This is a genomic window from Lactobacillus sp. UCMA15818 (assembly GCF_030400225.1).
Taxonomy (GTDB): Bacteria; Bacillota; Bacilli; order Lactobacillales; family Lactobacillaceae; genus Liquorilactobacillus.
In genome coordinates this window covers 126209-139604 of record NZ_VJYB01000005.1, presented here as the reverse complement: position 1 = coordinate 139604, position 13396 = coordinate 126209, and the positions used below count along the sequence as shown (strand labels likewise).

Annotated in this window: 7 protein-coding genes and 2 tRNA genes; 8 read left to right on the top strand and 1 reads right to left on the bottom strand. The window is 38.5% G+C overall.

Translation table 11 applies throughout. The features are described 5' to 3' along the window. Positions 1–52: 52 nt before the first annotated feature. The 6 genes from FFX44_RS08120 to rpoC all read left to right on the top strand — a co-directional run bounded on the left by FFX44_RS08120 (position 53) and on the right by rpoC (position 11284). A tRNA-Pro gene (locus tag FFX44_RS08120) sits at positions 53–126 on the top strand. A gap of 39 nt (positions 127–165) precedes the next feature. Then, a tRNA-Pro gene (locus FFX44_RS08115) sits at positions 166–239 on the top strand. Positions 240–453: 214 nt separating this feature from the next. Next, the gene (locus FFX44_RS08110) at positions 454–921 is read left to right on the top strand and encodes a CtsR family transcriptional regulator (protein WP_289979837.1); all 468 of its coding nucleotides are present in this window, start codon (positions 454–456) and stop codon (positions 919–921) included. 16 nt (positions 922–937) lie between these two features. Continuing rightward, on the top strand, positions 938–3403 hold the full coding sequence (locus FFX44_RS08105; protein WP_289979836.1) for an ATP-dependent Clp protease ATP-binding subunit: 2466 nt from the start codon (positions 938–940) through the stop codon (positions 3401–3403). 553 nt (positions 3404–3956) lie between these two features. Beyond that, on the top strand, positions 3957–7553 hold the full coding sequence (locus FFX44_RS08100) for a DNA-directed RNA polymerase subunit beta (RefSeq protein ID WP_289979834.1): 3597 nt from the start codon (positions 3957–3959) through the stop codon (positions 7551–7553). A 62-nt stretch (positions 7554–7615) separates the two neighbouring features. Next, complete coding sequence (gene rpoC, locus FFX44_RS08095; RefSeq protein ID WP_289979832.1) at positions 7616–11284, top strand: DNA-directed RNA polymerase subunit beta'; 3669 nt, start codon at positions 7616–7618, stop codon at positions 11282–11284. 205 nt (positions 11285–11489) lie between these two features. Here the strand turns inward: rpoC and FFX44_RS08090 are convergent, their stop codons facing one another. After that, the gene (locus tag FFX44_RS08090) at positions 11490–12191 is read right to left on the bottom strand and encodes an A24 family peptidase (RefSeq protein WP_289979831.1); all 702 of its coding nucleotides are present in this window, start codon (positions 12189–12191) and stop codon (positions 11490–11492) included. A 276-nt stretch (positions 12192–12467) separates the two neighbouring features. On the opposite strand from FFX44_RS08090, the gene rpsL reads away from it, so the two are divergent. Continuing rightward, on the top strand, positions 12468–12881 hold the full coding sequence (rpsL, locus tag FFX44_RS08085) for a 30S ribosomal protein S12 (RefSeq protein WP_289979829.1): 414 nt from the start codon (positions 12468–12470) through the stop codon (positions 12879–12881). A 29-nt stretch (positions 12882–12910) separates the two neighbouring features. Beyond that, complete coding sequence (gene rpsG, locus FFX44_RS08080; protein WP_003689451.1) at positions 12911–13381, top strand: 30S ribosomal protein S7; 471 nt, start codon at positions 12911–12913, stop codon at positions 13379–13381. The last annotated feature ends 15 nt before the right edge of the window (positions 13382–13396 follow it).

The following is a 13396-nucleotide window of genomic DNA, read 5'->3' as shown; positions in this document are numbered from 1 at the left end:
TCTGACTACGAATCAGAAGGTTGTAGGTTCGACTCCTACTGGGTGCATTAATCGGGAAGTAGCTCAGCTTGGTAGAGCACCTGGTTTGGGACCAGGGGGTCGCAGGTTCGAATCCTGTCTTCCCGATTTGAAAATTGGTTGGCTTATTTCTTTGGAGTTAGTAATCGGGAAGTAGCTCAGTTTGGTAGAGCACTACGTTCGGGACGTAGGGGTCGCAAGTTCAAATCTTGTTTTCCCGACTTGAGTACACACATATGAAGAAGTTATGGAATTCTACCATAACTTTTTTTGTGTTCTTGAGCTTTTTTTAATATTTAGGTTGATAAAAATTTTTTTTGTGGTTTAATCTGTAACAAAGCTAAAATAACTTGTCTGTATATCGTTAACTTTGCAATTGCAATTTTTTTCCGTATAATAAAAGTCAATATTAGTCAAATTAAAAAGGGTGATTGCATGCAAAGCCAAAATATTTCAGATATTATTGAGAAATACCTCAAAAGTATTCTAGCTGATTCGCAACAAGTTGAAATCAAGCGCTCCGAAATAGCTGAACTTTTCAATTGTGTACCATCGCAGATTAATTATGTTATCAATACCAGATTTACCATTCAAAATGGATATGTTGTAAAAAGCAAGCGTGGTGGAGGGGGTTACATCAGGATTGTTAAAGTGAATTTATTAGATGATTCAGATGTTATAGACGATTTGATTAATATAATCGGGGATGAAATTGATTTTAACAAGGCATTTCAAATCATCCAAAGTGTGTACCAGGAAGGAATGCTTACAAGAAGAGAATCTAACTTGATTATTTCTAGTATTGACAAGCGAACTCTCGCCTTTGAAAATAGACAGATAGAAAAGATAGTTAGAGCAAGGATTTTAATCAGTATATTGAATCGTTTAAGATATGATGACTAGAAAGTGAGGGGTTATAATGGATAATTTATTCACACCAAGCGCGAAAAAAGTTTTAGTTTTGGCACAGGAACAGGCTAAATATTTTCGCCATCAAGCAATTGGAACAGAACATTTATTACTTGCTTTGACCCTCGAAGAACAAGGCATCGCAGCAAAAGTTTTAAAACAATTTATAGTTACAGAGACAGATGTTAGAGAAGAAATCGAACGAATTGCTGGATATGGAACGTTGAAAAAGACTGATAAAGTCGGTTATCTTCCATATTCTCCAAGGGCAAAAGAAATATTAGCATTGGCTGGTGACGAGGCCAAACGGACTAATGCACAAAAAATTGGAACGGAGCATCTGTTACTTGCTCTTTTGAGAAATAACGATATTCTTTCTTCGCGTATTTTACAGGCGCTTAATGTTGATACTAGAAGAATGTACCAATCAATAGTGCATAAATTGGGCTTGAGTGAAGCACAAATGAAAAAATATGAAAAGAAATCAACTAAAGCAAATGGGACACCAACCCTTAATTCCTTAGCAAGGGATCTTACGGATTTAGCTCAAAACAAAAAGATTGATCCAGTAATTGGGCGTGAAAAAGAAGTTAAACGATTGGTTCAAGTTTTAAGCCGAAGAACAAAAAACAATCCTGTTCTCCTTGGTGAACCCGGAGTTGGCAAAACAGCAGTTGCGGAAGGGTTAGCAGAAGCAATTATCGCTGGAGATGTACCTGACTCATTGCAGGATAAGCGTGTAATGATGCTTGATATGGGTTCATTGGTAGCAGGCACTAAATATCGTGGAGAATTTGAAGATCGTGTTAAGAAAATAATTGATGAAATATATGCAGATGGCAATGTTATTTTGTTTATTGATGAACTGCATACTTTGATTGGTGCTGGTGGGGCAGAAGGAGCAATTGATGCCTCGAATATCTTAAAACCAGCATTGGCGAGGGGAGAAGTTCAAGTTGTTGGAGCGACTACTCTTGATGAGTTCCAAAAATATATTGAGTCTGATTCTGCACTTGAGCGTCGTTTCGCTAAGGTATTAGTCGAAGAACCCTCAAGTGAGGATACAATTGCAATTCTTAAGGGCTTACGTTCTCGCTATGAAGAACACCATCAAGTTGAAATAACAGATGAGGCTGTTGAGAGTGCTGTACAGTTGAGTGTGCGTTACATCGCAGATCGTTTTTTACCGGATAAGGCAATTGACTTAATGGATGAGGCTGCTGCACGCGTGCGAATCGAAAACAGCAATGGAGTGAATAAAATTGCTGCAAAAAGAAATTTATTGAAGGATTTGGCTGAACAAAAGGTTGTAGCACTAGGTTCAGGGGAATTCGATGAAGCTGCTGAGATTAGAGAAAAGGAATTAAAGATTAAGAAGCAGCTTGACAGGCTAACAAAAGCTAATGCTAATCATACCGGATATTCCTTGAGTGTTGAATCAGAGGATATCGCAAAAATTGTTTCTGAATGGACTGGGGTACCGGTTACTCAGATGCAAAAGAAGGAAACGACCCGTTTGATTGATCTTGAAAAGGTCTTGCACAAACGTGTTATTGGACAAAATGAAGCTGTTTCCGCTGTTTCACGTGCCATTAGACGAGCAAGAAGTGGATTGAAGGATCCTAATCGTCCAATTGGTTCGTTTATGTTTCTCGGGCCTACGGGTGTTGGAAAGACGGAGCTGGCTAAGAGTCTTGCAGAAGTAATCTTCGGTTCAGAAGACTCGATGATTCGGATAGATATGAGTGAGTATATGGAGAAGTATGCAACAAGTCGTCTTATCGGATCACCACCCGGATATGTTGGGTATGAAGAAGGTGGACAGTTAACAGAGAAAGTAAGACAACATCCATATTCTGTTATTCTTTTCGATGAAGTTGAAAAAGCGCATCCAGATGTCTTTAATATCTTATTACAAGTTTTAGACGACGGATATCTGTCAGATTCAAAGGGTAGAAAAGTTGATTTCAAGAATACGATTATCATAATGACATCTAATCTTGGAGCAACTGCGCTTAGGGATGAAAAAGAAGTTGGTTTTGGCAGTACAGATTCGGCTAGTGATTTTACTAAGATGTCAGCTAAGATTCGCGAAGTTTTGAAGAAAGCATTTAAGCCTGAATTTCTTAATAGGGTTGATGAAACAATCATCTTCCACTCACTTCAAAAAGAAGAACTGCACAAAATTGTTAAACTTATGGCAAATGAATTGTTGAATCGTGTGCGGGAGCAAGATGTTTCGGTTAAGATTACACCAGCCGCCGTTGATGTAATCACAAAAAACGGTTTTGATCCTGAATATGGAGCAAGGCCAATTAGAAGGGCCTTACAAACCGATGTTGAGGATAAATTGAGTGAACTATTGATTACTGGACAAGTTAAGGTCGGAAGCAAAGTAACAATCGGTGCATCTAAAGGCAAGATTAATATTACTGTTACTGAGAACGAGAATAAAAAGGAATTAACAAAACAGTGATGTTCTTAGTATTAAAGTAAGGTTTAAAAACTTTTTAAGTCAGTGCCATAAAGTCGAGGAGATTTGGTTATTAACAAAAAATTACGAATATAGTGCGAACTTTGCTGTACGACGTGTTTATTCATAATAAATAGAGAGGGGCTGGGTCAAAAGTTAAATTTTGATTCAGTTCCTCTCTTTATTCCGTATAAACGTGTTTCATAAGTCAAAATTTCGAGTTAGTACTTAAATTTTCCCGACTTTGTACTGCTTTTTTCTTACGTTTAGTAAGCCTTTATATTATACGTTTCTCTGTTGTGGCTTAGGGTGTTGCAGACTCCAATTTTATTCTTGACACAATAAAATTTTATTGGTATCATAAGTAATTGCAAAACTGTGAAATGGGGAGACTGTGATCTATTGTCCATAGAATCCCCCTATAGAAGCAAAAATGGTGTTAATTCGGTATACGATGTGACCTGTTTTTGGTTTTTTTTTGCCAAAAAAATGTTCTTTTAGTAATTTGTAATACAAATGTAATATTTGACTGGCCGTCACAGAAAAATTTTGAGAGGTGAACAACTTGGCAGGACATATAGTAAAATACGGCAAACACCGTACACGTAGAAGTTATGCTCGAATCAAAGAAGTGCTTGACTTACCTAACTTGATTGAGATTCAAAGTGACTCCTATAACTGGTTTTTGGATGAGGGTCTTCGTGAAATGTTTGAAGACATTATGCCAATCGAGGATTTTGCGGGTAACTTGTCGCTTGAATTTGTCGACTATCAGTTACTTGAACCTAAGTACACTGTAGAGGAAGCAAGACAACACGATGCAAACTATTCAGCACCACTTCATGTAACTCTTAACTTAATTAATCATGAAACAGGCGAAATCAAGGCACAAGATGTCTTCTTTGGCGACTTTCCATTAATGACCGAGCAAGGTACGTTTATTATTAATGGTGCTGAACGTGTAATTGTTTCTCAGTTAGTACGTTCACCAGGAGTGTATTATAATTCAGAGTTAGATAAAAATGGCCGTGAGAATTACGGAACAACGGTAATTCCTAATCGTGGTGCATGGCTAGAATATGAAACAGATGCAAAAAATATTGCATACGTTCGTATTGATCGAACACGTAAGATTCCATTAACTGAATTGGTTCGTGCTCTGGGTTATAGCTCAGATGATGAGATTATTCAAATCCTTGGTAACACTGATAGTTTGCTGTTGACTCTTGAAAAAGATGTTCATAAAAATGCAGACGATTCACGTGTTGTTGAATCATTAAAAGATATTTATGAAAGACTACGCCCAGGAGAACCAAAAACAGCAGATAGTTCACGTAGTTTGTTGACTGCACGCTTTTTTGACCCAAAACGCTATGATTTAGCTCCCGTTGGTCGCTACAAGATTAATAAAAAACTAGATTTAAAAACTAGATTGCTTAATTTAACTCTTGCTGAAACGTTAGCAGATCCTGAGACCGGAGAAATTATTGTCAATAAGGATACTGTGCTTGATAAACATGTTATGGAGAAACTAACACCATATCTTGAAAAAAATGATTTTAAAACAGTTGTTTTTCATCCATCAGATGAAGGGGTTGTTACTGACCCAACAACGCTTCAGATCATTAAGGTTTACTCTCAAAAAGATCCAGAAAAAATTGTAAATATGATTGGCAATGGAAACATTGATTTAAAATTCAAACATATTTTACCTGCTGATATCATTGCTTCAATGAATTACTTCTTTAGTCTGCAAGAAGGAATTGGATTTGTTGATGATATTGATCATCTAGGTAATCGCCGAATTCGTTCGGTTGGTGAGTTATTACAAAATCAATTTAGAATTGGTCTTTCACGTATGGAACGTGTTGTTCGTGAGAGAATGTCAATTCAGGATACATCAACTGTGACACCTCAACAATTAATCAATATTCGTCCAGTAGTTGCTTCTATTAAAGAATTCTTTGGTAGTTCACAGCTTTCACAGTTCATGGACCAGACCAATCCGCTTGGTGAATTAACACATAAGCGTCGTTTGTCTGCCTTAGGGCCTGGTGGATTGACTCGTGATCGTGCGGGATATGAAGTTCGAGATGTTCACTATACTCACTATGGTCGGATGTGCCCAATTGAAACACCTGAAGGACCTAATATTGGTTTGATTAATAGTCTTTCTTCTTATGCTCGGGTAAATCGTTATGGATTTATTGAAACCCCTTATCGTCGTGTCTCGTGGACAACGCATATGGTTACAGATAAAATTGATTATTTGACTGCTGATGAAGAAGATAATTATGTTATTGCACAAGCCAACTCACCATTGAATGAGGATGGTTCATTTGTCGATAATGTTGTTATGGCTCGTAATAAGAGTGAAAATATTGAGATAACTGTTGATAAAGTTGATTACATGGATGTTTCGCCTAAGCAAGTTGTTGCAGTTGCGACAGCATGTATTCCTTTCTTGGAAAATGATGATTCTAACCGTGCTTTGATGGGTGCCAACATGCAGCGCCAGGCTGTGCCTCTACTTGATCCTCATGCTCCACTTGTAGGAACAGGTATTGAATACAAGACTGCACATGATTCAGGGGTAGCTTTAATCAGTAAGAGTGAAGGAACCGTTGAGTATGTGGATGCACGTGAAATTCGTGTTCGTCGTGCTGATGGCTCACTTGATAAGTATAAGTTAATGAAGTTCCGCCGTTCTAATGGTGGTAAGAACTACAACCAAAGACCGATTGTGCGTGTGGGAGACCATGTTGATTATGATGAAGTTTTGGCTGATGGTCCATCGATGGAAAGCGGCGAGTTGGCATTAGGACAAAACCCATTGATCGCCTTTATGACTTGGGATGGCTATAATTTTGAAGATGCAATTGCCATTAATGAACGTTTAGTTAAAGAGGATGTATATACATCTATTCATATTGAAGAACATGAATCAGAAGCTCGTGATACCAAGCTTGGACCTGAAGAAATGACTCGCGAAATTCCGAATGTTGGTGAAGATACACTGCGTGATCTTGATGAATTCGGGATTGTGCGTATTGGTGCCGAGGTTCATGATGGTGATATTTTAGTGGGTAAGGTTACTCCTAAAGGTGTGACGGAATTATCTGCTGAAGAACGTTTACTGCATGCAATTTTCGGAGAAAAAGCGCGTGAAGTTCGTGATACCTCATTGCGTGTTCCTCATGGCGGTGGCGGAATCGTGCAAGATGTAAAAATCTTTACACGTGAAGCAGGGGATGAATTATCACCTGGTGTCAATATGATGGTTCGTGTTTATATTGCACAAAAGCGTAAGATTCAAGTTGGTGACAAGATGGCTGGACGCCATGGTAATAAAGGGACTGTTTCAATTGTTATTCCTGAAGAAGATATGCCATTTATGCCTGATGGTACCCCAATTGATATTATGCTTAGCCCAATGGGTGTACCGTCTCGTATGAATATTGGACAGGTTCTTGAGCTCCATTTAGGAATGGCTGCTCGCAAACTCGGAATTCATGTTGCTTCACCAGTTTTTGATGGTGCTCGCGATAGTGATATTTGGGATTCTTTGAAAGAAGCTGGAATGGCAACTGATGGTAAGACTTTACTCTATGACGGACGGACTGGAGACACATTTGATAATCGGATTGCGGTAGGTGTGATGTATTACATGAAGCTCGCACATATGGTTGATGATAAGATTCATGCCCGTTCAATTGGACCATATTCACTTGTTACCCAGCAACCACTTGGAGGTAAAGCTCAATTTGGTGGTCAGCGCTTTGGTGAAATGGAAGTTTGGGCACTTGAAGCCTACGGGGCCGCTTACACACTACAAGAAATTTTGACTTATAAGTCAGATGATGTTGTAGGTCGTGTTAAGACTTATGAAGCTATTGTTAAGGGCGAACCAATTCCAAAGCCTGGTGTTCCTGAATCATTCCGTGTACTTGTTAAAGAATTACAGTCACTCGGACTTGATATGAAAGTGTTAGATGTCGCTAAAAAAGAAATTGAATTGCGTGATATGGATGACGAAGACGATGAAGTTGTTAATGTTGATGCTTTAAGCAAGGTAGCGAAAGAACAAGCTGAGAAGAAAGAACAAGAAGAAGAAGTCAATGCGGGAAAGACTGAATCTAGAACAGAACACTAGTTGCTATAAATCAGCTAGTCGGCTACTTTAAATCATCCAAATAAGAAAAGGAGGTCGATCTCTTGATCGATGTCAATAAATTCGATAGTATGCAGATTGGTCTGGCTTCTTCGGATAAGGTCCGTAGTTGGTCTTATGGCGAAGTGAAGAAACCAGAAACAATTAACTATCGTACTCTTAAACCAGAAAAAGACGGTTTGTTTGACGAAAGAATTTTTGGACCAACAAAAGATTGGGAATGTGCATGTGGTAAGTATAAACGAATTCGTTATAAGGGAATCGTTTGTGACCGTTGTGGTGTTGAAGTAACACGCTCTAAAGTTCGTCGTGAACGCATGGGACATATCGAACTTGCAGCACCAGTGACACATATCTGGTATTTTAAGGGAATTCCTAGCCGAATGGGCCTAGTACTTGATATGAGTCCGCGTGCACTTGAGGAAGTTATCTACTTTGCCTCATATGTTGTTACGGAACCTGGAAATACACCGCTTGAAAAGAAACAACTTTTGACAGAACGCGAATTTCGTGAAAAACGTGAACAATATGGTAAAGAATTTAAAGCAGGAATGGGTGCGGAAGCAATTCGTACTTTGTTGCAAGATGTTGAACTTGAAAAAGAATGTGCAGAGCTAAAAGAGGAATTGAAAGAAGCAACTGGGCAAAAGAGAACCCGTGCAGTTCGTCGACTTGATATTCTTGAAGCGTTCTTACAATCAGGCAACAAACCCAGCTGGATGGTAATGGATGCCATTCCAGTTATTCCCCCAGATCTTCGTCCTATGGTGCAGCTTGAGGGTGGACGTTTTGCAACTTCAGACTTGAATGATTTATATCGGCGTGTAATTAACCGTAACAATCGATTGAAACGATTGCTTGATTTGAATGCACCTGGTATTATCGTACAAAATGAAAAACGTATGCTACAAGAGGCTGTTGATGCACTAATTGATAATGGCCGTCGTGGTCGTCCTGTAACTGGACCTGGTAATCGTCCACTGAAGTCATTGTCACATATGCTTAAAGGTAAACAGGGACGTTTCCGCCAGAACTTACTTGGTAAACGTGTTGATTATTCTGGACGTTCTGTTATTGATGTTGGACCTAAGCTCAAAATGAATCAAATGGGAATTCCTCATGAAATGGCGCTTGAATTGTTTAAACCTTTCATGATGAAGGAACTTGTTCAACGTGAGATGGCTTCTAATATCAAGAACGCTAAACGTAAGATTGATCGACGAGATGAAGATATTTGGGATGTGTTGGAAGAAGTTATCAAGGAACATCCTGTTCTTTTAAACCGCGCACCTACACTTCACCGTTTAGGAATTCAGGCTTTTGAACCTACCTTGGTTAATGGGAAAGCGATGCGCTTGCACCCATTAGCTTGTGAGGCTTACAATGCTGATTTTGATGGAGATCAGATGGCTATTCATGTTCCATTATCTGCGGAAGCCCAGGCGGAAGCTCGACTATTGATGCTTGCTGCTCATCATATCTTGGCTCCAAAAGATGGTAAACCAATTGTTACTCCATCACAAGATATGGTTATCGGTAACTATTACATGACAGTTGAAGAGGCTGGACGTGAAGGCGAAGGAATGGTTTTCAAAGATGTTAATGAAGCACGTACAGCATATTTGAATAACTATGTTCATTTACACACACGCATTGGTTTGCAAACAACATCTCTTGCTAAAATAGGCAAACCTTTCAGTGATTGGCAAAAGGGCCGGATTATGGTTACAACTGTTGGTAAAGCAATCTTTAATGAGATTCTTCCACCAGAATTTCCATACTTGAATGAACCATCAGAAGAAAATCTTACAGGAATGACACCTGATAAGTTCTTCATCGAACCAGGTGCTGATATTCATCAATACCTTGCTGACCATGAATTAGTTTTACCTTTTAAAGCAGGTTTCTTGAGTGATATTGTTGCCGAAGTTTACAAGAAATTCAAAGTTACTGAGACGTCTAAGCTGCTTGATAGAATGAAGGATGCTGGATATTATGAGTCTACTAAGTCTGGACTGACTGTTGGTATTTCTGATGTTACTGATTTGAAGGAAAAACCAGCTATTATTGATCAGGCACATAAAGAAGTCTCGAATGTTGCAAAACAATTCCGTCGAGGTTTAATTACTGAAGACGAGCGCTACGAAAGAGTTATTGCAATCTGGAATGATGCAAAAGACCAGATTCAGGAAAAACTTATTCAAAACATGAATCCTAAGAACCCAATTCAAATGATGTCGGATTCTGGTGCGCGTGGTAATATTTCCAACTTTACGCAACTTGCTGGGATGCGTGGATTGATGGCCGCACCTAATGGCAAGACAATGGAATTACCAATTATTGCAAACTTCCGTGAAGGTTTATCTGTTATGGAAATGTTTATTTCAACTCATGGTGCTCGTAAAGGTATGACTGATACTGCGCTTAAGACTGCTGATTCTGGTTATCTTACACGTCGTTTGGTTGATGTTGCCCAAGATGTAATTATCCGTGAACAGGATTGTGGAACTGATCGTGGACTTGATGTGACAGCAATTCGTGAAGGTAATGAATTAATTGAACCTTTATACGATCGTATTTTAGGTCGGTATACAATGAAGGAAGTTAAGAATCCGACTAATGGTAAGATTATCGTGCCAGCAAATGTTATGATGAATGAAGATATAGCAAATGAAATCATCAATGCTGGTGTTGAGAGGGTTACAATTCGTTCGGCATTTACATGTAATACTCGTCATGGAGTATGTGAACATTGTTATGGTCGTAATATGGCCACTGGTGATGAAGTTGAAGTTGGTGAAGCAGTCGGAACTGTTGCTGCTCAATCAATCGGTGAACCCGGTACTCAGCTTACGATGCGGACTTTCCATACTGGTGGTGTTGCGGGAGATGATATTACTCAAGGACTCCCTCGTGTTCAGGAAATTTTTGAGGCACGTAATCCTAAAGGACGTGCTGAAATTACTGAGGTTACAGGGGTCATTGAGGCAATTGAAGAAAATCCTGCTGAGCGCACAAAAGAAGTTACAGTCAAGGGTGAAACGGATACAAGAACTTACAGTCTGCCATTCACTTCAGTATTAAAAGTTGCTGAGGGAGATAAGATTCACCGTGGGGATGCATTGACTGTTGGGTCAATCGATCCTAAACAACTTATTCAGGTACGCGATGTATTATCAACTGAAAACTATATTCTAAGAGAAGTCCAGAAAGTTTACCGTATGCAAGGGGTGGAAATCTCAGATAAGCATATTGAAGTTATGTCTCGTCAGATGTTACGCAAAGTTAGAGTGATGGATCCAGGCGATACAGACCTCTTGCCAGGTACATTGATGGATATCTTCGACTTTAAGGATCAGGATTATAAGACCATAATTCAGGGCGGAATTCCTGCTACTGCAAGACCTGTATTACTTGGAATTACGAAAGCTTCTCTTGAAACAAACAGTTTCTTGTCTGCTGCTTCATTCCAGGAAACGACGCGTGTTTTGACGGATGCTGCAATTCGCGGTAAAAATGATCCACTTATTGGTTTGAAAGAAAATGTTATCATCGGTAAGATTATTCCTGCTGGTACAGGGATGCCTGACTACCGTGGAATCAAGCCTAAAGAAGTTGGCACAGTTTCTGAGAACGTCTATTCTATTTCTGATTTAGAGAAGAAGATGAAGGAAGAAGAAGCTGCTGCGCAAGGTTCTACTTCAAGTGATTAAATAAATCTGAAGTAAAAAGGAGAGCGTACCATAGGTCGATAAAATTTGAGTACTGATACCAAATTACTAATATTGTGTGTGTTTTGCTATGAGGAATTTGGGGTTAGGTGAGAATTTTGATTTATGGAACACGCTTTTCCAAAATTAAAGGTGCCAGGTCAAAAATTAAATTTTGACTTGGCACCTTTTTTGTATATCAGAATGTCTAACATATACTTTCAATGTAGAAAGGATGTACCACAATAATAATGACTAGTGAGAGAGTCTGGAATGGTAAAAATGGAACTTTTTTTAGATGAGTAATCAAAAAAAATAAAATACCAAAGATTGACGCGGTGAGTAATAAATACAAAGTGCATTGATAACCGAGTACAAAATAAGAAGTAGAAGTATAGATTACATCAGCCCAACCGAACATTTTTTTGATTGAGAAATAAATGAGTATGACTAACAATAAAAAGAATTGAAAAAAATACGAGAATGAAAATTTTAAAAAGATAATACTTAATGCGAAGAATATTGAGAAACCCAGATACAAAATTTTGCTTGAAGCGGCATATAGTTTATAATCTTGCAGTCCAAGGCAGAGGCTCCATATGGCAAAAGAGAATAAAATAAAAAAATAAGAACGTGGATAGTTAGAGTAACAATATACTGCGAGACTTCCACCTAGAAGTTCAATAAAAGTGCTTAAAGGGGGGATTTTTGAGATGCAAAAGCAGCAGTGACCTCTTTGTAAAACAAAACCAAAAATAGGAATCAGCTGCCAAAATTTGAGGGAATGATGACACTGCTCACAAAAAGAATGTTGGTGTAATTGGGATATATTATTGACATATCTCCAGCTGTAGCACACAACGAAGGAACTTAAAACTGCACCAAAAAGAAAAATTAAGAAGTAGTCCATCTAAATAACCGCCTTTTGTTTATCTAAATGTAATTACGCATTCAAAATAAAAATGGAAAATATTTAAAAAATATTGACAGACACCTAAATGAGATGTTATTATACTCAAGGTGCTTTATGTGAACAGTTTCTCTCGTTGTCGGGACATGCTGACTGTGTTACGTTAGCATACATTGTTTCATCTAGGTCTAGGTTCTTTTTATTTTTTTGCAAAATAATGAACCACCTGGATGTGTGTACTTAAAAGATGTAAATTTAGAAAGGAGGAAGCTTTAGATGCCAACAATTAATCAATTAATTCGTAAAGGTCGTAAATCTAAAGGTTCAAAATCTGATGCCCCAGCTTTAAACTTTGGGTATAACAGTTATAAGAAAGCTCAAACAAATAATCCTGCTCCTCAAAAACGTGGGGTTGCAACTCGTGTTGGTACAATGACACCTAAGAAGCCTAACTCAGCTTTACGTAAGTATGCTCGTGTTCGTTTGTCCAACTTGATTGAAGTAACAGCGTACATTCCAGGTATCGGTCATAACTTACAGGAACATAGTGTTGTTTTGATTCGTGGAGGTCGTGTAAAGGATCTTCCTGGTGTTCGTTACCATATCGTTCGTGGTGCTTTGGATACAGCCGGTGTTACTGACCGTAGACAAAGTCGCTCGAAGTATGGTACTAAGAGACCTAAGAAATAATAATAGATCGGTTTAAGGAGGTTATTTAGATGCCAAGAAAAGGTGCTGTTACAAAGCGCGAAGTATTCCCAGATCCAATTTACAAATCTAAATTGGTTACACGCTTAATTAATCGTTTGATGGTTGATGGAAAGCGTGGGACTGCTTCAAGAATTTTATACGAAGCTTTTGATTCAATTAAAGAAGAAACAGGTAATGAACCATTGGAAGTGTTTGAAGAAGCAATGAAGAATATCATGCCTGTACTTGAAGTTAAGGCTCGCCGTGTGGGGGGTTCTAATTATCAGGTTCCTATTGAAGTTCGTCCAGATCGTCGTACTACATTAGGTTTAAGATGGTTAGTGAACTACTCGCGTTTACGTGGTGAACATACTATGCCAGAACGTTTGGCAAAAGAAATTATTGATGCTGCTAATAATACTGGCGCATCTGTTAAGAAGCGTGAAGATACACATAAAATGGCAGATGCAAACCGTGCATTTGCACATTATCGCTGGTAATTTTGGAAGATGGCT

Bases quoted from the DNA above. Each gene is read 5' to 3' on its own strand.
- FFX44_RS08110 (WP_289979837.1), top strand. From the start codon at position 454: ATGCAAAGCCAAAATATTTCAGATATTATTGAGAAATACCTCAAAAGT.
- FFX44_RS08105 (WP_289979836.1), top strand. From the start codon at position 938: ATGGATAATTTATTCACACCAAGCGCGAAAAAAGTTTTAGTTTTGGCA.
- FFX44_RS08090 (WP_289979831.1), bottom strand. From the start codon at position 12,191: ATGGACTACTTCTTAATTTTTCTTTTTGGTGCAGTTTTAAGTTCCTTC.
- rpsL (WP_289979829.1), top strand. From the start codon at position 12,468: ATGCCAACAATTAATCAATTAATTCGTAAAGGTCGTAAATCTAAAGGT.
- rpsG (WP_003689451.1), top strand. From the start codon at position 12,911: ATGCCAAGAAAAGGTGCTGTTACAAAGCGCGAAGTATTCCCAGATCCA.